Below are 20,434 nucleotides of genomic sequence, written 5' to 3'. Positions count from 1 at the left end.
ATGACTGCCCCTGTCTCTCCCTCACTGCTTGAGCTCGGTGCCGCTGGGCTCGTTGAGGATTACTTGAACCAGCTAGGCAAGGGACAGCCCGGCACATTTGATGCAATGCTTGACCAGCAAGGGCAGCTACGCCCTGGCTGGCAAAGCCTGCTAGGCGCCCTGGAAGCACTCGGAGCGGATGGCCGTCACCAACGCCATGAAGAGATTCAGCGCTTGCTGGCGGAAAATGGCGTGATCTTCAATATGCATGAAGACACCCAAGGGCGCTCGTGGCGGCTCGACCCACTTCCCTGGGTGATCAACCAAGCGCAATGGCAAGCACTGGAAGTAGGCTTAACCCAGCGCAGCCGCCTGTTTAACGCCCTTTACGACGACATTTACGGCGCCCATACGCTGTTTGATACGGGCCTGCTGCCTACTCAAGCTATCCTGGCCTCTCACCACTTTTTACTACCTTGCCACAGCTCGCAGCCCAGCGATCGCCCGGCGATTAGCTTTCATGGCATTGACGTTATTCAAGATACCGAAGGCCAGTGGCGCGTGATTGGCGACCGCTTGCAAGCACCTTCAGGCACCGGATTTGCGCTGGAAAACCGTATTTTAATGGCCCGTGCCCTGCCTGAAATGTACCGCAATGCGCCGCTGAAACGGCTCGCGGGTTTTTTAGAAAAATACCACCGCACCCTGATATCCATGGCGTATCAGCACCGGGACAACCCTAATGTTGTTCTGCTGACACCCGGCCCAGGTACCCCGCGCTACTTTGAGCACGCCTACCTCGCCAACTACCTGAATATCGACTTAGCAGAAGGCCAGGACATGGTCGTGCGTGATAGCCAGCTGTGGCTGCGCACGCTGGGCGGCTTGCAACCAGTAGATGTGGTGCTACGCCACTGTGATGATGCCTACTGCGACCCATTAGAGCTGCGCGGCGATTCACAGCTCGGCGTACCTGGGCTACTGCAAGCGACGCGCACCAGCGGCGTGGCGATGTCTAACACCCTGGGCGTTGGCGTGTTAGAAATTCCCGAACTGGCCGCTTACCTTCCTGCGCTGTGCCAACACTTACTTGGTGAGGAGTTACTGCTACCCAACGCAGATGCCAGCACACGGCCAGCCTCGGCACCGGTATTCGACCCACAGATGCAACGGCTCTCACCGGCCAGCCTGAATCTGCGCTGTTTTGTTTCTCGGCTACCTCGCAGCGTCACCAACCAACGCCAGCAGCCCAGCGACTACCATGTAATGCCTGGCGGCTTAGCCTGGGTAGGCGACCCTGGTTCGCCTTCGCTGAGTAGCCCCATCGTTAAAGATGTCTGGGTCACGGCAAGTACCCCTCAGCCCCACGTCAGCCAACTACGCCAAGCCCGCGGTCCAGTGGTGGCTACCCGCGATGGCACCGACCTCCCCAGCCGAGTGGCAGAAAGCCTATTCTGGCTAGGGCGCTACGGCGAGCGCCTGGATGCCCGCGCCCGCTTGCTGCGTGAAGCGCTGATGCGATGATGGAGTACGACCAGGACGAAATCGCCGACCAGCTGCTGGATGAGCTGCTGCTGGCCCTGGAAATCACCACGCTCAGCCATGACGAGGAAGGTGCAAAGCCGCCGCTCGAGGGCTTTGCACAAAAACGCACAGCGCTGCTAGCCCAGTTTGATGAGCATGACCCCCAGGCGCTGCAGCCGCTATTTGCCCAAATGCAGCGCAACGCCCGCAGCGTGCGCGACCATCTAGGCGATGACTCCTTGGGAGTAATTAACCAGTTGCGCCAGCGGGTGGATACCTTTAACCCAAGCCTAGGTGCCAGCGCTGCACGCCGCGCCTGCGAAGGGCTCTCAGCGCAGACTGCCGCCTTCTTTGGCCTATGTAACGAAACGATGCCCCACCATTACGGCTGGCGGTTTATGGATATCGGGCGCTTCCTGGACCGAGTAATAGGGCTGCTTTCGCTGCTCAAGCTCACATTGAAAGCCCCCCACTCGCCGGGGCTGGCGTTGTGGGAAGTAGTGCTCGCCACCTCAGATAACTTTACCGCTTACCGGCGGCGCTACCGCAGCGAGCTGCACCCAGAAGCGATTTTGGATCTACTGCTATTCGATGAGACCAACCCACGCTCGGTGGGCTATATGCTCAAGCGCCTTGAGCGGCAAATGGACAGGCTGCCCGGCAGCTCATCGCCCTACCGCAATGCCGAACGCCGCTTGCTCATTCAAGCCAATGCCGCGCTGCACCTCGCCGACATTGATCGCTTGAGCCATTTAGCCGACACCCCCGATGCCCAAGCAGCGCTGGAGCAGCTACTGGATGAACTGATTACCCCGCTAAACGCGCTTTCGGATGCCATTAGCCACAGCCACTTTAGTCACGTGGAGCGGCCGCGCCAACTTGTCAGCATGGAGCCCGACGAATGAACTACACCCTGCGACACCCCACGCGCTACCACTACAGCGCCCCGGTGACGCTATGTCATAGCGAGGCCAGGGTGCTGCCACGCAGGACACAGCACCAGCAGTGCGGCGCATCAACGCTCACCATTAGTCCGATGCCCCAGGTGCAGGCAGAGCGCCGAGATGTTTTCGGCAACCGGGTGCTCTATTTTGCCATGGAAGAGGTGCACCAGACCCTGGATGTGACCGTGGTCACCCCCCTCAATACCCATCCGCTGGGGCCGCTACCTAGCAGCTCCCCCGCTTGGGAAAGTGTCGCGGAACAGCTGCGTCACGATAGCCGCTTCGATATGCAGCTCTACCGGCTCGACTCACCCTTTATTCGTCGCAACGACGAGTTGGCTGAGTTCGCCCACAGCTGTTTCACGCCCGGCCGCCCGCTGGTTGATGCCGCGCTGGCGCTTAATCAACTGATTTACGACACCTTTGAGTACGACCCTAGCTTTACCACGCTGGCCACACCGCTCAGCGAAGTGCTGGCCAATCGCCGTGGTGTCTGCCAAGACTTTGCCCACCTTGCAATTGGCTCCCTGCGCTCGGTGGGATTAGCGGCGCGCTATGTGAGCGGCTACCTAGAAACTCAGCCACCGCCCGGACAGCCACGGTTGATAGGGGCGGATGCGTCCCACGCATGGCTCGCCACTTGGATTCCAGAGTGGGGCTGGCTAGCGCTAGACCCGACCAACGGCACAGTGGCCGGTGAACAGCACCCGGTGCTGGCCTGGGGCCGAGATTACGCCGACGTAGCACCGCTCAAAGGCGTAATGAATGGAGGCGGCGAACACCAGCTAGAAGTGGAAGTAGATGTCATGCCGCTGACAGACAACAGCGCGGCCTAGGCCACGCTGTTGCCCGCTAGGCTTCTAACGCCGAACCAACCCGTCGGTTAGCCAGGGCAACCACGCCAGCAGCACCAGCGTGACGAGGGTCGCCAATAAAAAGGGCAGCAGCGCTCGGAAGATTTTTAGCGGCGGCGCACCGGTCATGGAGGAAGCGATAAACAGCCCCGCGCCCACTGGCGGGGTGAGTAACCCCATCACCAGGGTCAGGCAGACCACCACGCCAAACTGGTAAGGGCTAATCGCAAACTGGCTTTGAGCGATGGGCATTAAAATAGGCACCACCAGAATCAGTGCGGCAATCCCATCAATCACCATTCCCACTAGCAGCAGCGCCCCAATCACCAGCAGCAGAAACAGAAACGGGCTGCTGGTCAGCGCGGCAATCCACGCAGCGGCCATTTGCGGTAGCTGCTCGTAAATCACTCCCCAGCCAAACACGCCTGCCGCCGCAATCAGCATAATCACCAGCCCAGCATTAATCGCCGTGCGCGTGAGCACCTGAGGAAGCTGACTCAAACGCAGATCGCCGTACACAAAGCGTCCCATTAACAGCGCCGCCAGCGAGGCCAGCGCCGCCGACTCCGTGGGCGTCGCAATGCCAAGCAAAATGCCGCCGATAATAATCACCGGAATCAGCAGCGCGGGCATGCCCCATAGCGCATCGTGCAGCGCCTGTTGACGGCTGGGCCACTGCCCTTTCGGGTATTGTTGCACCAGCCCCACCAGGGCGATGACCACGAAGAAACTCGCGCCCAGCAACAGCCCCGGCAGTAGCCCAGCGATAAACATCTCCGCAATGGGTACTTGGGCCATCACCCCAAACAGTACAAATAGCATGGAGGGCGGAATAATCGGCGACAGCAGCCCACCCGCCGCCGTAATCGCCGCGCTGTAGGGCGTGTCGTACCCCTCCTCCTCCATCGCAGGCACCATAGCGCGGGACATAATGGCGATTTGCGAGGCCGCCGAGCCAATAATCGCCGCCATCATCATATTGGCGACTAGGTTGATATAAGCCAAGCCACCGCGAAAGCCTCCCACCAGAATCCGCGCCAGGGCAATCAAGCGCTTGGTCAGCCCGCCCTCGTTCATCAACTCCCCGGCCAGCATAAATAGCGGAATCGCCAGTAGGCCGTAGCTTTCAATGGCGCTAAACAGCTGCTGCGGGTAGGAATCAAACAGCACCGTATTGCCAGAGGCCTGGATATACCACATCGCCGTAAGCGCCAGCACTAGCGCAATAGGCACCGCTCCCAGTAGCAGCAGCAAGAACACCGCGACCGTCATACCCGCCCCCTTAATGCCATTAGCGATTGCGTCAGGTTCGCCACGCTGTGCAGGCTCAGCGAGAGCGCAAACCAGGGCACAATCAGCCACGCCCAGAACTTTTTAATGCCCAGGGTGGAGGTGCTTTCCGCATAGATAAAATTGAACGTTTGCCCCTGAAACGCCCGGGTATCGAAGCCGGTTTGGGCCAGCGTCAGCGGCTGGTACCAACGCCAGCAGAGCCATACCAGCAGCAGGGCAAACAGAAGCACCATGGCATCCACCGCCACGCCGACCAGCTTTCTACCCGTTGGCGGCAGCAGGTCGCTCACCAGTGTCACCGCGATGCCCGGGCGGCGTTTCAACACCGCCCCAGCAATCAAGAACGTCATCCAGATCATGGCGTAAATCGCCAGTTCATGACCCAGTAAAGCGGGCTGCCCAGCGCGCGAAAGGCGATATTTGTGAGAATTAAACACGTCACCGCCGCTGCCAAGGCAGCGGCGGTGATCTCTTCACAACGGGCAAGCCCTTTGGAAAGGCGTTGCAACATGATGATTAAAGGCCTTTATCAACGGCTTTTTTTACGTTAAGGATTACTCGTCGCGCAGGCGGTCAGCCTCGGCGCGCAGGGTTTCCAACATAGGGGCTTTCGGTGCCCAAATACTTTCCCACTCGGCAATCGCCTCAGAGAAGAACTCGGCATCGGCTTCGACAATATTGATGTCCAACCCGCGAATTTCCTCTTCCTGAGCGGCATCCATCTCCTCAAAACCTGTCAATACATTCTCCAGGTGTTCGGACATGGCGGTATCAATCAGCTCGCGGTCTTCTTCAGAGAGCTCGCGCCAGACGCGCCCAGACACCACCCCCACCATCGGGAACATCATATGGTTGGAGATCAGCAGGTTGTTCGCCTGCTCGTAGAATTTCAAAATCAGAATCGAGTCGAAATCCATATCAATGGCATCAACCTGCCCATTGGCGAGGGCATCGTACACTTCCAACAAAGGCATGGGTGCAGGGGCAGCGCCGGTGGCGGTGTAGAAGTCGCGGATCGGCTCGAAGGGCGTAATACGCAGCCGCTGGCCCTGCAAATCTTCAGCGCTTTCAATGGGGCTACGGCTCAATACTTGGCGCATACCCACCATGCCATAACCTGCCCCAACGAGACCAACGCCTTCCGGCATCAAGTCGAGTAGTTCACCGGCCGCATCTGAGCGCAACAGGCGCGCCGCGTGGTTGACGTCGTCCACCAGATACGGGGCGTAGAGCGCGCCAAAATCAGGAATGCGATTGGAGATTTCGGCAATGGTTAGAAAGGCCATGTCCAGCGCGCCGGTTTGCAGCTGCTGCACCATTTGCGCTTCGTTACCTAGTTGCTGAGCAGGAAACACGCTCACGCTATGCTCGCCGCCTGAGCGCTCATTTAGCGTCTGCGCAAACGCTTCGGCTTCGGTGGACCACAGATGCTGGGCGGGGGTAATCAGCCCTAAACGGAAGTCACGCGCCTGGGCGCTAACGGAGGAGACCGCCAAGGCGGCTGCGGCGCAGGCAAGCGTCAGCGTTTTCATTCGGTTCATGCAAAGCCTCGTTGTCCAGCCAAAGCGCCGTGCGGCGCTTTGGGTGTTTTTTAATTAGTCGGCTTTGAGAATCCCCTAGCGGTTGCGTTAAGGGCACCCGCCATTGCGCTAACGCAGCGCAGAGCGATCCGCTCCCCTAGGCGGCTTCGTAGGCGGCTTTCAAACGGTAAAATTCGTCGACAATGGCCGCCATTTCGGTAGCGTCGTAGTCGCATAGCCCGCTGACGACGAGTTCTTAGAGCCTACACCCAACCGCTTCACCGGCTGACTCAATGGAAAATTCCAGCAGCGCATCTGCACGTTTACCCTGCACGTCCAGTGAAGATTCCGTCAGCGCCAGATTAGGTGAGAAGCCGTCTAAACGCTCCAGGCAAAAGCCCATGCTATCGTAGATCACCAGCGGGCGTTTAGGGTTAAACATCACCCCATGCTGCTCCATCAGCGGCTTGAGGTAGTGGGGAAAATTCTTACCTGAAAATGCTACATAGCAGCGGGCAAACCCCTCTACCACCGTCTTATCACGCGTCATGTCGCCGCTGCGCACCACCTGTAAATAGCACTTTCCACTATCATCACTGACATGGATCTCGCCATTATCGGCTTCACTAAACTTGAGCGGTGTATCAGCACCCACCATATTGGTGAAGCGAAATTCCATTTGCCGCGACAGCCCGAATTTCACTAGTACCAGCGTAAATAGCAGGTCGCCGGGCACACAAAAACGCCGCGCATCCGGATTGTGAATACTCTCCGCGCTGCGCGTAAAAATCCTTGAACATGGCTTTGCTGCCTGCCTAGCGTTGAAATCGAAAACCCATAACTGCTCCACGACGCGCATAATGCCATAAAACACGCGCCAACAGGAGTCATCTGCTAGGAAGCCCGTATGACGAGTGACACGCCCTCTACTAACCGCCGTTTTCGACCGCTAGCCGCCCTGCTGTTTGGCGGGCTAGCACTGGCCTTTATTTGGCTGCTGGGCAGCTACTGGCTACTCAACAGCCAGTGGCTTCCCCAACAGCTATCGTCCATTGAGGGCGTCGAAGTGCGCTGGTCCAAGCGCCCAGAGCCTCCACCCAGGACGTTGGGAGGTGGAAAATCTCTACCTTGCCCGGGAAGACGATGCTCTGCCCATCACCGTAGAAGCCCGGCAAGCCACGCTCTCGCTGTCGCTGCTCGCCCTGTTGCGCGGCGAGTTACATATAAAAGCGCTGGATGCCAACGGTATTCGTCGTTTCACCGTAGGGGATGTTGCGCTGGAAGCAGAGGGCCAGCTGAAGGTCGAGGATACCCAATTCAGCCAAGAGACCCTCAGCGTGCCTTATGTAGGTTTGGACATTACCCAAGGCCGCCTCGTTCGCTTGAGCGATCAAACCACGCTGGTGCAGGATATTCAGCTACGCAGTACGGCGTCACTGGACTCACTTTCCACCCAGCAAAGTAACGATGCGCTGACGGAGGCGCTGCTCGACGCCCTCACCGCCCAGCTTGCCATCACGGCTCAAGCCGACGCTTGGGATGTGTTCATGCCCTACCTAGAAGCGCTGCCCTGGTTGAGCCTAGCAGGCAGCGGCGTATTGGAAGGTGAGCTTGCGCTTGCCGAGGGCCAACTACAGCCGGACAGCGAGCTCACATTAGCAGCCCCAGTGCTTGCGCTCTCTCTCGATGAGCAGCGCTTGAAAGGAACCGACAACACGCGCCGCTGGCTGGTAGCAGATGACACACCGCCGCCGCATACCGCCACGGGCCAGGGGCGCGTCAGGCTCGCCGTGGAGGACGGGCAACTGCGCTTCGCTACTCAGTTGGAGGACGTCACGCTAGCCGACACGTACCCCTACGCTACAAACACACGGCTCGCTCTTTCTACACACATCCCCAACCAGCGGCTGGATCAGCTCGACTTGCCCACTAGCGCCTCACTTGAGCTATCGGGCGAGGTGACGCGACTCGACATGTTCGACCGCTATCTCGCAACGGCCTTCGATGGCCAAGGGATTCGGCTATCCGGCCAGGGGAGTATCGCCGCCAGCGCGACGCTTCGGGATGCGCGTCCTTATGAAGCATCGCTAACCGTTCAAGCCCCCACGCTAGGCGCAGAGCTGCTTGAATTCACCGCGCAAGGCAGCGGTACGCTCGACGCGACGCTCTCCCCCGATGAGCAAGTAGCGGCAACGCTGGCCTTCTCAGACGCCACGCTGCGCCATCAGGAGCGAGCCTTACTGGCGAACGCAGCGCTAACGCTAGCCGCACAAAGCCCCCTCGACCGCGAACAGGCACAACAAAGCGCCACGGCGCAACTGAGCTGGAAAGAAGCAACGCTGCCCAATATCCAAGCGCTACAACCCTACCTTGCAGCGGTGTTGCCCCGCCCTTCTCCGCTAACGTTAAACAGCGGCTCGGCCACCAGCCACGGGCAGCTACGCTTTACGACCGAGCAACTGAGCGGGGAGCTTTATCTGGCTGGCAACGCGCTGACCACCGACTGGCAACGAAGCGAGCAAAGCGGCACGTTGGTGAGCGATACGCAGCTTGCGCTGGCCATCAACCAAGCGGCGCTGGATGGCACAGCGCTGGACATCAGCGGCTCGGGGTTAAGCTGGCAGGTGGCCGACCCGCAGCATCCCGGCGAAGCGCTGGAGAGCACGCTGGTGCTGCGTGACGGTCGGTTTCAGCGCCAAAACGGCACCCCAAGCGGGCAGTTCACGATAGAGGGCAGCGTGCAGCGGCTGGGGTTTCTCAACACGTTTTTACCGGATGCTCACGGCGTATCGCTTTCCGGCAACGGCCAGCTCTTTCTGCAAGGCGCGTTTATTGATGACACGCTGCAAGCCCCTACGCGGCTGCGGGTCAATGCTAACCAGTTGGAAGTGACGTTTCTCGACTACTTGGCCACCGGGCGCGGCGAGCTGACCGCCCAGTTAGATAGCCCCGAGCAGGCACAGCTTTCGCTGGGGATTCCACAATTTGCCCTACGGCGGCAAGATGATGACCGCCCGCATTTGGAAGGCCGCCACTTTGCGCTCACCACCCAAACCGACCGCTTTAGTGACGTGCTGGACTCACCCGTTCCAGAACACTTCACCACCCGAGTTGCGCTGCCAATTACCGAGGTGCCGGACATTGCCCGCTACAACCGCTATTTACCAGAAGATGCAGGGGTTGAGCTACTCTCCGGCAGTGCCAGCCTAACCAGCGAATGGCTGCTAGAGGGGCTGCGCGCCCAAGGTGATATCACGCTGCGCGCTTTCGAAACCGAGATGGCGCTACTGGAGCAGCGCCTGAGGGGAGACGTGACACTGCACCTACAGCTCACCGAGGTCGATATCGAAACGCGCCGTTTTGTCGCCAATGACTCCTACCTGCGCCTGGAAAACGTCTTTCGCCGAAGCGACGACGGCACTCAGGATGCGGGCTGGTGGGTGCAGCTCACCATGGAAGAAGCCCAACTCAACTGGGATGATCCGATACAGCTCACCAGCCAGCTACGGTTAGGCATGAGCGATACTGGGCTACTGGCTCGGCTATTTCTCGCCCGTGCCCGGGAGAGTGACTGGCTGGGGAGGCTTTTTAACGTGCCTAACATCAACGGTCATGCCCTACTCACAGTGAGCGACGAGCAAATACGCCTGCATGACCTCACGCTCACAGGCGGGCCGCTGCTACTGCTTTCCGATATGACCCTAGCCGACGGCAAAGCCAACGGCGCGCGTTATGCGCGGCTGGGTGCCGTGGGCCTCGGCGCGGGGAGCTGAATGACAGCGAACCGGCCCTGCGAGTACTCCAGCCCAAGCGCTGGTTTGACCGCTGGCGAGAAGCCCAGCGTTTTCCAAGGCCTTAGCGGCGCGTGCGCTCTCGACGAATCATACGCACGCGCTCTTTGGCTTTTTGCGGAGTGGACAGGGGTGCGGCGGCTTCATCCTGGGTTTTAGGCGGTACCGTTACCCAGGCAAACACAGGCAATGCTAAGTGCCAATGAATCGCCGCTAAGCGCAGGCCTAGCGTCACGCTCAATGAGGCGGCAATGGCGAATGTCAGCGGCACCTCGAGCCCGTGCAGCGCGACATATACAATCCCGCCCGCCATGGCAGCAGTGGCATAAATCTCTTCGCGCAGCACCATCGGCACCCGCCGGGCTAGAACATCACGAATCATGCCGCCCGCCACGCCGGTCATCATGCCCATGAGTACCGCCACCACGCCAGAGGTACCCAGCAGCAGCGCTTTATGCGTGCCGATCACGGTAAAGAGCGCCAGCCCAAAGGCATCCGCCACCGGCAAAAAGCCCCGAGACAGCCGGTGATGTAGTGAAACCCCACCAGCGACACGCCCACCGTGGCCAAGATCACCCAGAGATAGGTCGGGTCGGTCACCCAGAACACCGGCCTAACGCCCAGCACCAAATCGCGCAGCGTACCGCCCCCAATGCCCGTCACCGCCGCCAGCACCAGCATACCGAACGGGTCCATCCGCGAGCGGCAGGCCAAAATCACGCCCGACAGGGCAAACACAATCACCCCGCCATATCCAACCAATAAATCACACCCGACACGCGGCTCTCCCTCATCACCTGCTGTTTAAGCGGGCAGAATATCACTCATTCGGGAAGGGTGTAGTGATCAGAGAGCCAGACAGGCTTAATAGCCGTGACGCTGCAACCACGCTTTCAAAAAAGCAATTTCACTCTCTTGAGCGGCGATAATGCTCTTGGTCAGTTGACGAATCTCGTCATCTTCGCCGTGCTCCAGCACAATTTCCTGCCATGGCGATGGCACCTTCGTGATGGGGAATCATGCCTTGCGCGAAATCCACATCAGGGACGCCAATGTAGGTCGGCATGGCAGCACTCTTATCGGCGAGATAGGTAATTAAAGTTTAAAACCTACAGGCTGCCCGCAGGTCAAGGTGGGCTAAGTGCGTTACTCTGGTAAACATCCTTCGTCGCTAGCCATGGAGTACATATGGATTGGAACCCTGCTTACAGCTGGCTGGTGCTCGCCTTGCTGTTGAGCCTAGCCGAACTGACCTCTGGCGCGATGGTGCTGTTGGCGCTCGGCATCGCGGCGGCGCTCACCGCTGCCGTCACGGCATTGGGGCTATCGCTACCCTGGCAGTTGCTCAGCATGGGCATCTTTGCGGGAGTGCTGGTGCCGTTAGGCGTGATGGTGATTCGGCCACGCTTCTCTCCCAAAGGGGTTGCCTACGGCACCACTGGTACCGGCGTAGAAAAAGGCAACCGCTATACCACGCTGCTGAGAGATTACGACAATGCCACAGGGATTAAAGTGAACGGCGATTTCTACCGTTTGCGTGTGCTTGAAAGTGGCCAAACAGAGCTGCCCGAAGGCACTCAGGTCGTGTTCAAACACTTTGAAGGTACGACCGCTTTGGTGAATGTATCATCACCTGAAACACTCGATAGTGAACGCAATACGCCCAACACCAAGGAGTTTTAAAATGGATTTACCGATTAGCCCCGGCCTATTGATTAGCCTGATTATTGTCATCATTGGCATTTTGATTATCTCGAAAGGCTTGGTTATCGTTCGCCAGTCGGAAGTGATGGTGATTGAACGCCTCGGCTCTTTTCACCGCGTGTTAGAGAGCGGTATTTAACATCATCATTCCGTTTATCGAACAGCCCCGCGCCATCACCATGCTGCGCTATCGCAAAATGGGCGAGGAGTACACGGCCATCACCACCGATGAGACCCGCATCGACCGCCGCGAAACGGTGATGGATTTCCCCGGCCAGCCCGTGGTGACCACGGATAACGTCACGGTGCGCATCAACGGCGCGCTGTATTACCAGATCATCGACCCCAAGCGGGCGGTCTATGAAGTCGAGAACATGAGCCAAGCCGTTGAGGTATTAGCGAAAACCACGCTGCGCTCGGTGGTGGGTAAAATGGAGCTGGATAAACTGTTTGAGTCTCGTGCAGAGGTCAACAACGAGATTCAGGCGGCGATGGAAGAGCCAGCTTCTAAATGGGGTGTGAAAATCTCCCGGGTGGAAGTGCAGGATATCGCCATGCCGGAAGAGGTCGAGTCGGCCATGCGCCTGCAAATGGCCGCCGAGCGGAAACGGCGCGCCACGGTGACCGAAGCCGAGGGTGAAAAATCGGCCGCCATTGCCATGGCCCAAGGCCAGCGTGAATCCTCCATCTTAAACGCTCAGGGCGATAAAGAGTCCGCCATTCTACGCGCCCAAGGTGAGCAAGAATCCATCAAGCTGGTGCTTAGCGCTATCGGCGATAGCGAGGAGAACAAGCGCACGGTGGTGGGTTACCTGCTTGGCCAAAGTTATATCAAAGTGCTGCCCACCATGGCGAAAGACGGCGAGCGAGTGTTCGTGCCTTACGAGTCTTCTGCTCTGCTGGGTTCCATGGGGATGTTCCGTGAAATGGCAGGCTCCCCAGAAGACACCGTATCCCATCATCTAAAAAGCCGCTCCGGTCAGGAAAACGGCTTAAGAAGTGGCATTGTCGGTGGTGCCAGTAGCAGCTAACTCGTTAAGTTTTTAGCCACCGGCACGGTACAGCCCCTACTAGGACTCTGCGTCGGTGGCTAGAAAATGCTCCATAAACACCTGGTAGTCTTGACCCACACAGTCGGCGTAGGCTTTAGCAAGCGTTGAGACCACGCCGATAAACTGCTCCTCACGCCCTTCTAACCGCTGGCATACCGCGTCGGCAAACGGTGCGGCTTTGCCTCGGTTAAGTGCCTGCGCACCGCGCAGGTGTTCACGCGCTAGAATTTCACCCCACTGGGCGCGCCAGCTTGCGGTAGGCCTTACCGCCAGAGAGCTTATGGGTGGGGTAATCCTTTTTGAACGGTGAGCGTTCGCGTACCGAAAACACCTTGCCGTTCATGGTCAACCAGCCAAGGTAGGCATCCGGGTGCTCCGCAATAGCATGGAACGCCGCGGCATGGCGAATACCTTCATTGGGAAACAGCTTGCGCCACGCCTGCTGCTGCGCTTTGTCCATCAGGCGGTAGGCTTCTGGCGTGACCTGCTCTTTGATATCCAGAATCACATCGTCGTGCTCGTGATCCGCCCCGCCTTCGATCAGCACGTAGTACCGCTCGACGCCCAGCGACCCAGTGCCTGCATCCAAGCGCCGCGCGGTGTCTTTGACGAAGAAGTGCTGCGGGTCGCTCTCCTTGATGGGGTGCTGCAGCGTTTGCTGGTACTCCTGCTCAATGATGCGCCGTAGCTGGCTTGCCACATCGGCAGGCAGATTGGCGAGCTTACCGGGGCGCTCGGCAAACTGACGCCCTTTATCTGGGTCTAGCGTCGTCCACTTCTCCAGCATGCGGGCACGGCTCTGCTTATCGGCCACCTTGCCCATAAACGATTTAAGCGGATCCTTGGCGTTGTCCAGCGTGATCGCGTGGATCGCCACGTCATCCTCACGATGAACGCTAAGGGTGTCCATATACCCTTCCAGCAGCTTGTTCAGCGCTTTATCAATGGCTTTGGGGCTCAGCTCGGCGTTCTCGCGGGCATCCAGCACTAGGCTAATCGCCAGCCGCCACACGTCGTACTGGTAATCCCCAATCAACGCATCGTCGAAGTCATCCATGCCGTAGCGCACTTGGTCATCGTGGTGGCCGTATGCGCCAAAGTTGTAGGCATGGGCATCGCCCTGAAGCCAGGTTTGGGTATTGGGCCAGCCGCCGAATAGCGCAAAGCGCCAGTCGTGCCAAACATCTTGCCAATAGAGATGGTTGGAGCCGCGAAAGAATCGATAGGGAGAGGCCGCCATTTTGGCGTACTTCGCCTGCCGATGCGCCGCGCTTAGCGACGCATTCGCCTGTTGAATGGCCTCAATGACCTGTTGAGGGCGGTTGTGTCCAGTCAATGCGTGGCTCATTGCAATGCCTTTGTGGGTACATTAAAACGCTCTGCTGTAAGCGTAGACGATGCACGTTAACAGATTAAGACACTCGCTTGCCCAAACGCGTCAGGCCACGGGGCGCTGAAATGCGAAAGAAGCGCTCGACCACCTCTTCACACGTAGCTGGGGTTGCTAGCGACACCAGCACAAACAGCGGCAAATTGACCATCAGCCCCCAAAACCCTGCATGAATGCCGAGCGGATGCCGCCATAAGCGGTGAACGCCACGGTAACCACAAAACCGCCTAAAATATGCCCGCCATGACGCCCAGCCTTGAGGCGCGAGGCCACAAGAACATGCCGATAAAGGCGGGCAAAACCTGCGAGGCAAAGCCAAGCCCCACCAGCAAAATCATCACCAGGCTCCCCGGCTCAGCAATCGCCAGCGGCGCAATCACCAGAAACATAATGGGCAGAATCAAAAGACGCGCCAGCTTGGCGGTAGTGCCCTCCGAGAGCTTGAGCAACGGCTGCAGCACGTCTTTACTCACGGAAAGGGACACCGAATGAATAAACGGCTCGCTGGAGGACATAGAGGCGGCCAAGGTGCCCGCGCCCAGCAGTCCAACTAACACCACGGGCAAGTGCTGCATGGCGTACTCCAGCACCACGGTATCTGCCCGGGCCAGCTCCGGCAGCGAGAAAATACCGATAAAGCCCACCACCACCATAGGCAGAATCACCACGTAGTAGGTGGGTAGCCACGTCGCGCTGCGGCGGATGGTGCGCGCTGAAGAGGCGCTCATCCACTGCGTCCAAACGGGGGGCATAAACGAGAACATGGAGACAATGATCGACGTGGTCCAGAAGCTAAAACTCATATCGCCCCCCGCACCGGGGAGGGTCAGAAACTCGGGGTGCTCGGCGGCGATGCGTTCAAATACGCCCGCAAAACTCAGCCCGCCGGTGGCACTGTGTATGGCCCACAGGCCTACTGCCCAGGCCACCACCAGCATCAGCACGCCCTGGAAAGCGTTGGTGCGGCCAATTGCCCGCTGCCCGCTGGCGTAGAGATAAACCGCAATGCAGGCCAGCACCAACAGTACGCCCAGCCAAACAGGAATCTGCCCGCCGCTCATCACGAATAGAATATAAGCAGAGCCAATCGTTTGTAGCACCGCGTAGGCCACGGAGCCTACCGCCATGACCAGCGCGGACAGCGCCCCCAATGCAGGGCTTTGGTAGCGGTCGGCAATGGCGCTTGCCTGCGTCACATGGCCAAACTGCTCGCCGAACTGCCATACCTTCGGCCCGAAATACCACGCTACCAGCGCCAAGTACGCCAGATAAATCGCTACATAAAATACGGCCACTCCTTTGGAATAAGCCCAGCCCGGCGCGCCCATGAAGGTGTAAGCACTCACACTGCCCGCCGCGATTAGAAGGTAAAGCGTCACTGGCCCCATGCTGCGCCCCGCCACGCCCCACTCTTCAAGACTGTTCATGGAGCGGCCTGCCCGTGCGCGAAGGCCGATCAGCATCGCGGTGGCCACGTATAAAAGCGTAATGACCAGCGGCCAGGCACTACTCATGGTCGTCTCGCTCTACAATGCGGTTGCCCACTAGCATGACTGCCACGCAGGCAAACATGATCACGTAGCTCCACACCACCAGCAGCGGCAGTCCCATCACCAGCGTGGCCCGGTTCACCCAACCAATCACTGGCCAAATACCGGCCAATACCAGCGCCACAAAGGCAATGAAAAGCCCCCAGCCCGCCCGGGACGTGGGCAGCACTAAAAAACGTCGCATGTCATATCCATAAGATGATGAAAAGAAGTGGTAGCCTCAGCGGCTGTCATGGCGGTGTCACGGCACATTGCCACACTAGGCCGCAATGCCAGCCGTTAAGCCGCTTATGATGAAGATTTTAATGCTTTCCGACGTCTACTTCCCCCGGGTGAACGGCGTTTCCACGTCGCTTGAAAGCTTTCGTGGGGCGCTGGAGCGCTTGGGCCACGAAGTACATCTGATTTGCCCTCGCTATATGGATCACGCCAACGAAGACCCGCGCCTTTGGCGTATCGATTCACGAGGCGTATTAGGTGACCCGGAAGACCGCATGATGCGCTACCAGGCCATCATGGCGCTGGCTCCGTCGCTGCACGCCATCGAGTTCGATCTGATCCACATTCACACCCCCTTTGTGGCGCACTACGCGGGCGTGGCATTAAGTAAACGGCTCGGCGTACCCGTGGTGGGCACCTACCACACGCTGTTTGAAGAGTATCTGCACCACTACGTGCCGTGGCTGCCTCGCCGCAGCCTGCGCTTTGCCGCCCGGCGATTTTCGGTGCACCAGTGCCATCAGCTCTCCGCCGTCGTCGCTCCTTCGTCCGCCATGACCACTGCCCTATCGGTCTATGGCGTTCGCTCCCCGATCGCGACCATCGCAACGGGCTTGTCGCTCACTCATTTCGTCGCACAAACCGCTGGCGGAGAGTTCCGCAAAAGTCATGGCCTTCCAACGCAAGGTCGACTGCTGCTGTTTGTAGGGCGCGCCGCGTATGAGAAAAACATCGGTTTTCTGATCGATATGCTGCCCAAGGTGCGCCACCAGCACCCGGAGACTCACCTAGTCATCGTCGGAGAAGGCCCGGCACTCGCCTCACTGAAACAGCAGGCCCAGCAAGCAGGCCTCTCCGATGCGGTTCACTTTTTAGGCTACCTTCCCAGAGATGGCGCACTGCAAGATGCCTACCGAGCAGCCGATGCCTTTGTGTTTGCCTCCCGCACCGAAACCCAAGGCTTGGTACTGCTGGAAGCCATGGCGCTGGGCACTCCAGTCGTCTCGACCGCCATCATGGGCACTCAAGATGTATTGCAACAGGATGAGGGCTGCCTGATCGCGGAAGAGCACCCTGCCCGCTTTGCAGAACACGTCAGCCGACTGCTCTCTGATGACGCTCTTCGCACCACCCTCGCCCACCGCGGCCAAGCCTACGCCCAACGCTGGAATGAAGATACCAAAGCCGAAGCACTGGCAGCACTGTATGAGAGCCAATGCCCTAAAGCGTTTGCTTCATCGCCTGCTTAGTTGTCGATATAGCTGTCGATATAGTTGTCGATAGCGAGGATCACACAATACGCCGCTCCATAGCATGCACTGCGTCTTCAGTGTTCAGCACTCGAAACCCCATGCGCTCGTATAAATCCATGGCGGGGTTGATACTAAATACCCGCAGCCGCAATCGGTGAACACCCGCTTGCCGGGCATGCGCTTCGGCGAAGTGGAGCGCCGCCGTTCCCAAGCCTTGGCGCTGCCACGGCGGGGCAATTTGCAGCTCCCGGATATGGTAGGCGTCATCCTCCTGATGGAGGCATAGCACGCCCACAGGGGTTGCATTGATGACTAACTCAAAGCTCTCTAACTCGCGCCACTGCTGATCAAACAGGGCGGAGTCCCAGTGCCATCCTAGCTGCTGGTGGTAAGCCGCCATGTTGTGACGAATCAGCGTTTCGGCAAACGCCTTATCGCCCGTCGGCTGGATCACAGGCGTCATCGTTCAACACCTGCACCATCCGGCCGTTGGCAAACACGAACTTGGCCGTTCATTACCTACCCCAACTGGAACGGATACACCGACCCTATCTGCAAGAGCTGAGTCAGCTCGTCCAGCGCGGTGAGCACTTCTGTGGCGAGCTGGGGGTCGGCGAGGTCTTCACTCGTCAGGCGGTCGCGGTAGTGGCGGTTCACCCAGGCGGTGAGGTCGCTATAAAGTGCATCGTTGAGCAGTACGCGGCCGGTAAGCGCAGCGCGCTCGGCTTCCGTTAGCACCACGCGCAGGCGCAGGCAGGCGGGGCCGCCGCCATTGCGCATGCTTTGCTTCACGTCTTTAACGATCACTTCGCCAATAGGGTTATTGCCCGCCAGGATGAAGTTTTGAATCGTGTTCCAAACGGCTTCCCGCTCTTGGCACTCGCTGGGCACCACCAGGGTCATGGTGCCATCCGTGTTGGAGAGTAGTTGGGAGTTGAACAGGTACGATGCCACCGCGTCTTCCATGCTCACCGCTTCCACCGGCACCCGAACGGGAATCAGCGGCGTGCTCATCTTGGCGCGCAGCTCGTCCAGCGTGCGCTCTTCATCGAGAAACGCCATTTCGTGGTAGAGCAGCACTGGGCCGTTACCCACGGCAATCACATCATTGTGGAACACCCCGGCATCGATGGCCTCCGGGTGCTGCTGGGCGAAGACGGTTTGCGCCTCGCTCAGCCCGTGCTGGCGGGCCACCGCTTGGCTGGCTTCCAGGGTTTGGCGGGCGGGGTAGCGCTTGGGTTCGCGCTCACTGCTACGCGCGTCACCAAACGCTTGACGGCCGTAAACGAAGAGATGAACGCCAGGCTCACCGTATTCGCCGCACAGACGGGTATGGTTGGCCGCCCCTTCATCGGAAAACGCGGGCGTAGCGGGCAGCACCGGGTGATGAGCAAAACGCTGCTCATCGCGGAAAATCGCCTGTAGCACGCGGCCAGTGGTTTTCGGCTCCAGGTAACGGTGGAAGCTGGATTGCAGGTTGGCGGGGGTAAAGTGCACCCGACCATCCGGCGCATCGACGCTGGGGGTAATTGTGCCTGCGTTAGCCGTCCACATGCTGGAGGCTGAACATACCGCCCGCAGCAGCTGCGGCGCTTGCTTCGCGGCTTGAGCGAGGATCTCGCTGTTGCTGCCGCTAAAGCCTAACGCTCGCAGTGCGCCCAAATCCGGGCGCTGCTGGGGAGGCAGCACGCCCTGGGCATAGCCTGCGTCCATCAGCGACTTCATTTTGGCCAGCCCCTGCAGCGCCCCCTCTTTGGGGTTGGAGACCAAGCCGCCGTGACTCATGGAGGCCACGTTGCCGTGGGCAAGCCCCGAGTAGTTGTGGGTAAGCCCTACCAAGCCATCGAAGTTGACTTCGTGAATGCTGTTGACGCTCATAAATTGACTCCCGGCGGCAGGGTTTCGGGCATTTCCAGGCTTTCGGCTTCCATGGAAGCGACCGGGTAGGCGCAGTAATCCGCCGCGTAGTAGGCGCTGGGGCGGTGGTTGCCGCTGTCGCCTACGCCGCCGAAGGGCGCATCGCCAGAGGCTCCTGTGGTCTGGCGGTTCCAGTTCACAATGCCTGCGCGAATACGCAGCAGGAAGTCGTCCCAATCCGCCTGCTCGCCACCGATCAACCCGGCAGACAGGCCGTAACGGGTGTCGTTGGCAAGGGCCAGCGCCTCATCCCAATCCGCGTAGCGGTGTATTTTCAGCAGCGGGCCGAAATGCTCCTCGTCGGGCACGTCCAGGCCCGTCACGTCGATCAGCGCAGGGCTGAGCAGGCTGGTGTTCTCTTTGAGGCGCTGCATACGGTTAATAACCGTACCGCCCATGGCTTCCAGTTCATCCTGGGCGTTGAGGAGGCCATCGGCTGCAGCAACGCTTACCAAGCCGCCATAGAACGGCGCAGGCTCCTCGTCGAACTGCCCCGCCACGTGCAGCTTGGCGATAGCATCAGAAAGCGCATCGATGAGACGGTCTCCCACCTCGCCTTGAGGCACCATCAAGCGGCGGGCGCAGGTGCAGCGCTGGCCGCCGGAGAGAAACGCCGACTGTAGAATCGTCAGTACCGCCGCACGCTCGTCATCCACGTCCTTCACCACCAGCGGGTTATTGCCGCCTAATTCCAGCGCGAGGATTTTATCCAGCTGCCCGGCGAACTGCTGCTGCAGCATTCCACCCACTTTGGCGCTGCCGGTAAACAGCAGGCCATCGATACCGGGATGGGCGGAGAGCGCCTGCCCGACCGGGACACCGCCCTGCACGAGGTTGATCACTCCGGCAGGCAATCCGGCTTCTAACCAGCACTGCAGGGTGAAATCCGCAGTGAGCGGGGTTTGGTCACTGGGCTTGAACACCACGGTGTTCCCCGCCAACAGGGCAGGCACCATATGGCCGTTGGGCAGGTGGCCGGGGAAGTTATAGGGGCCAAACACCGCCATGACGCCGTGGGGGCGGTGGCGCAGTACCGCTTTGGCGCTGCCCACTTCTTTTTCGCGCTCCCCAGTGCGCTCGTGGTACGCCTTGATGGAGAGCGCGACCTTACCAATCATCGCGCCTGCTTCGGTGCGTGCTTCCCACAATGGCTTGCCGGTTTCCGAGGCGATGCAATGGCCAAGTCTTCGCTACGTGCGGTCAATACGTCTACAAAGCGCTCGACCAGCGCCTGACGCTCAGCAAAGGGCGTGCGCGCCCAGGCAGGAAACGCCGCACGGGCTGCTTCCACCGCCGTGCTTACCTGACGGCTAGAGGCAGCCGCCCCTTGCCATAGCAGCGTTCCCGCAACGGGGTCGTGCTTGGTAAAGGGCTCGGCGTCGCCGACGACCCAGGCGCCGTTGATCAGTTGCTGCTGCTGGGCGTGCATGTTCTGGGGGTGCAT

General features: G+C 59.4%; 18 protein-coding genes and 4 pseudogenes. 7 read left to right on the top strand and 15 right to left on the bottom strand.

Translation table 11 applies throughout. The features are described from left to right. From B4967_RS20280 to B4967_RS09250, 3 genes are read left to right on the top strand one after another with little or no spacing between them, the layout of a single operon-like run. Nucleotides 1–1,503, top strand: a complete 1,503-nt coding sequence (locus tag B4967_RS20280) for a circularly permuted type 2 ATP-grasp protein (protein WP_279384681.1) — start codon at nt 1–3, stop codon at nt 1,501–1,503. Next, nucleotides 1,500–2,408, top strand: coding sequence for an alpha-E domain-containing protein (locus tag B4967_RS20275; protein WP_279384680.1), 909 nt, complete (start codon nt 1,500–1,502; stop codon nt 2,406–2,408). The genes B4967_RS20280 and B4967_RS20275 overlap by 4 nt, the downstream gene beginning before the upstream one ends. Beyond that, on the top strand, nt 2,405–3,283 hold the full coding sequence (locus tag B4967_RS09250; RefSeq protein ID WP_083024852.1) for a transglutaminase family protein: 879 nt from the start codon (nt 2,405–2,407) through the stop codon (nt 3,281–3,283). Before B4967_RS20275 ends, B4967_RS09250 begins: the two co-directional genes overlap by 4 nt. Before the next feature lie 24 nt (nt 3,284–3,307). Here the strand turns inward: B4967_RS09250 and B4967_RS09245 are convergent, their stop codons facing one another. The 5 genes from B4967_RS09245 to B4967_RS09230 form a co-directional block, all read right to left on the bottom strand. Continuing rightward, complete coding sequence (locus tag B4967_RS09245) at nt 3,308–4,573, bottom strand: TRAP transporter large permease (RefSeq protein WP_083024850.1); 1,266 nt, start codon at nt 4,571–4,573, stop codon at nt 3,308–3,310. Then, nucleotides 4,570–4,953: a TRAP transporter small permease subunit gene (locus tag B4967_RS09240; RefSeq protein ID WP_243470450.1), complete on the bottom strand. Its 384-nt coding sequence runs from the start codon at nt 4,951–4,953 to the stop codon at nt 4,570–4,572. The genes B4967_RS09245 and B4967_RS09240 overlap by 4 nt, the downstream gene beginning before the upstream one ends. Then, nucleotides 4,950–5,105, bottom strand: coding sequence for a hypothetical protein (locus tag B4967_RS19205; protein WP_243470449.1), 156 nt, complete (start codon nt 5,103–5,105; stop codon nt 4,950–4,952). Before B4967_RS19205 ends, B4967_RS09240 begins: the two co-directional genes overlap by 4 nt. A 43-nt stretch (nt 5,106–5,148) precedes the next feature. After that, entirely contained in the window at nt 5,149–6,135 is a 987-nt protein-coding gene (locus B4967_RS09235) for a TRAP transporter substrate-binding protein (RefSeq protein ID WP_083024848.1), read from the bottom strand. A 235-nt stretch (nt 6,136–6,370) separates the two neighbouring features. Beyond that, nucleotides 6,371–6,973 (bottom strand): DUF3581 family protein, encoded by a 603-nt coding sequence (locus tag B4967_RS09230; protein ID WP_243470448.1) that lies wholly within the window; start codon nt 6,971–6,973, stop codon nt 6,371–6,373. 253 nt (nt 6,974–7,226) lie between these two features. Between B4967_RS09230 and B4967_RS09225 the strand changes: the two genes are divergently transcribed. Continuing rightward, on the top strand, nt 7,227–9,887 hold the full coding sequence (locus B4967_RS09225; protein WP_243470447.1) for a translocation/assembly module TamB domain-containing protein: 2,661 nt from the start codon (nt 7,227–7,229) through the stop codon (nt 9,885–9,887). An 82-nt stretch (nt 9,888–9,969) separates the two neighbouring features. Here B4967_RS09225 and B4967_RS09220 read toward each other — a convergent pair. From B4967_RS09220 to B4967_RS20270, 3 genes and pseudogenes are all read right to left on the bottom strand, one after another. Next, nucleotides 9,970–10,684: pseudogene (locus B4967_RS09220) on the bottom strand (trimeric intracellular cation channel family protein). An 85-nt stretch (nt 10,685–10,769) separates the two neighbouring features. After that, nucleotides 10,770–10,883: a DUF305 domain-containing protein gene (locus tag B4967_RS19200; protein ID WP_243470446.1), complete on the bottom strand. Its 114-nt coding sequence runs from the start codon at nt 10,881–10,883 to the stop codon at nt 10,770–10,772. Further along, nucleotides 10,861–10,971, bottom strand: a complete 111-nt coding sequence (locus B4967_RS20270) for a DUF305 domain-containing protein (RefSeq protein ID WP_279384679.1) — start codon at nt 10,969–10,971, stop codon at nt 10,861–10,863. Before B4967_RS20270 ends, B4967_RS19200 begins: the two co-directional genes overlap by 23 nt. Nucleotides 10,972–11,093: 122 nt before the next feature. Between B4967_RS20270 and B4967_RS09210 the strand changes: the two genes are divergently transcribed. Together B4967_RS09210 and B4967_RS09205 are read left to right on the top strand one after the other, a co-directional pair. Then, nucleotides 11,094–11,588 carry an NfeD family protein gene (locus B4967_RS09210; RefSeq protein WP_083024846.1) on the top strand — a complete coding sequence of 165 codons (495 nt, stop codon included), beginning with the start codon at nt 11,094–11,096 and terminating at the stop codon, nt 11,586–11,588. Nucleotide 11,589: 1 nt separating this feature from the next. Beyond that, a pseudogene (locus B4967_RS09205) lies at nt 11,590–12,640 on the top strand (SPFH domain-containing protein). Between the two features lie 39 nt (nt 12,641–12,679). Here the strand turns inward: B4967_RS09205 and B4967_RS20840 are convergent. The 4 genes and pseudogenes from B4967_RS20840 to B4967_RS09190 form a co-directional block, all read right to left on the bottom strand. Next, the gene (locus B4967_RS20840; RefSeq protein WP_340638732.1) at nt 12,680–12,871 is read right to left on the bottom strand and encodes a hypothetical protein; all 192 of its coding nucleotides are present in this window, start codon (nt 12,869–12,871) and stop codon (nt 12,680–12,682) included. Between the two features lie 19 nt (nt 12,872–12,890). Beyond that, nucleotides 12,891–14,009 (bottom strand): DUF2252 family protein, encoded by a 1,119-nt coding sequence (locus B4967_RS09200; protein ID WP_340638727.1) that lies wholly within the window; start codon nt 14,007–14,009, stop codon nt 12,891–12,893. Nucleotides 14,010–14,073: 64 nt separating this feature from the next. After that, nucleotides 14,074–15,565: pseudogene (locus B4967_RS09195) on the bottom strand (sodium:solute symporter family protein). After that, nucleotides 15,558–15,785 (bottom strand): hypothetical protein, encoded by a 228-nt coding sequence (locus B4967_RS09190; protein ID WP_083024844.1) that lies wholly within the window; start codon nt 15,783–15,785, stop codon nt 15,558–15,560. The pseudogene B4967_RS09195 and the gene B4967_RS09190 overlap by 8 nt, the downstream one beginning before the upstream one ends. 109 nt (nt 15,786–15,894) lie before the next feature. On the opposite strand from B4967_RS09190, the gene B4967_RS09185 reads away from it, so the two are divergent. Beyond that, nucleotides 15,895–17,070, top strand: coding sequence for a glycosyltransferase (locus B4967_RS09185; protein ID WP_083024930.1), 1,176 nt, complete (start codon nt 15,895–15,897; stop codon nt 17,068–17,070). A gap of 40 nt (nt 17,071–17,110) precedes the next feature. Here B4967_RS09185 and B4967_RS09180 read toward each other — a convergent pair whose 3' ends face one another. From B4967_RS09180 to astD, 3 genes and pseudogenes are all read right to left on the bottom strand, one after another. Then, nucleotides 17,111–17,536 (bottom strand): GNAT family N-acetyltransferase, encoded by a 426-nt coding sequence (locus tag B4967_RS09180; protein WP_083024842.1) that lies wholly within the window; start codon nt 17,534–17,536, stop codon nt 17,111–17,113. A 56-nt stretch (nt 17,537–17,592) separates the two neighbouring features. After that, nucleotides 17,593–18,951: an N-succinylarginine dihydrolase gene (gene astB / locus B4967_RS09175; RefSeq protein WP_083024841.1), complete on the bottom strand. Its 1,359-nt coding sequence runs from the start codon at nt 18,949–18,951 to the stop codon at nt 17,593–17,595. Next, nucleotides 18,948–20,419, bottom strand: a pseudogene (astD, locus tag B4967_RS09170) (succinylglutamate-semialdehyde dehydrogenase). The gene astB and the pseudogene astD overlap by 4 nt, the downstream one beginning before the upstream one ends. Nucleotides 20,420–20,434 lie beyond the last annotated feature (15 nt).

Origin of the sequence: Vreelandella lionensis (genome assembly GCF_002087295.1) — a bacterium.
Classification (GTDB): Bacteria; Pseudomonadota; Gammaproteobacteria; order Pseudomonadales; family Halomonadaceae; genus Vreelandella; species Vreelandella lionensis.
This window is presented reverse-complemented; position numbering and strand designations above follow the sequence as displayed.

What these genes read in the sequence shown, in the direction of transcription:
- B4967_RS09180 (WP_083024842.1), bottom strand. Translation starts at nt 17,536, where the DNA reads ATGACGCCTGTGATCCAGCCGACGGGCGATAAGGCGTTTGCCGAAACG.
- B4967_RS09210 (WP_083024846.1), top strand. Translation starts at nt 11,094, where the DNA reads ATGGATTGGAACCCTGCTTACAGCTGGCTGGTGCTCGCCTTGCTGTTG.
- B4967_RS09190 (WP_083024844.1), bottom strand. Translation starts at nt 15,785, where the DNA reads ATGCGACGTTTTTTAGTGCTGCCCACGTCCCGGGCGGGCTGGGGGCTT.
- B4967_RS09235 (WP_083024848.1), bottom strand. Translation starts at nt 6,135, where the DNA reads ATGAACCGAATGAAAACGCTGACGCTTGCCTGCGCCGCAGCCGCCTTG.
- B4967_RS20280 (WP_279384681.1), top strand. Translation starts at nt 1, where the DNA reads ATGACTGCCCCTGTCTCTCCCTCACTGCTTGAGCTCGGTGCCGCTGGG.
- B4967_RS09240 (WP_243470450.1), bottom strand. Translation starts at nt 4,953, where the DNA reads ATGATCTGGATGACGTTCTTGATTGCTGGGGCGGTGTTGAAACGCCGC.
- astB (WP_083024841.1), bottom strand. Translation starts at nt 18,951, where the DNA reads ATGAGCGTCAACAGCATTCACGAAGTCAACTTCGATGGCTTGGTAGGG.
- B4967_RS09185 (WP_083024930.1), top strand. Translation starts at nt 15,895, where the DNA reads ATGAAGATTTTAATGCTTTCCGACGTCTACTTCCCCCGGGTGAACGGC.
- B4967_RS09230 (WP_243470448.1), bottom strand. Translation starts at nt 6,973, where the DNA reads ATGCGCGTCGTGGAGCAGTTATGGGTTTTCGATTTCAACGCTAGGCAG.
- B4967_RS09200 (WP_340638727.1), bottom strand. Translation starts at nt 14,009, where the DNA reads ATGAGCCACGCATTGACTGGACACAACCGCCCTCAACAGGTCATTGAG.
- B4967_RS09245 (WP_083024850.1), bottom strand. Translation starts at nt 4,573, where the DNA reads ATGACGGTCGCGGTGTTCTTGCTGCTGCTACTGGGAGCGGTGCCTATT.
- B4967_RS19205 (WP_243470449.1), bottom strand. Translation starts at nt 5,105, where the DNA reads ATGTTGCAACGCCTTTCCAAAGGGCTTGCCCGTTGTGAAGAGATCACC.
- B4967_RS20275 (WP_279384680.1), top strand. Translation starts at nt 1,500, where the DNA reads ATGATGGAGTACGACCAGGACGAAATCGCCGACCAGCTGCTGGATGAG.
- B4967_RS09250 (WP_083024852.1), top strand. Translation starts at nt 2,405, where the DNA reads ATGAACTACACCCTGCGACACCCCACGCGCTACCACTACAGCGCCCCG.
- B4967_RS20270 (WP_279384679.1), bottom strand. Translation starts at nt 10,971, where the DNA reads ATGCCGACCTACATTGGCGTCCCTGATGTGGATTTCGCGCAAGGCATG.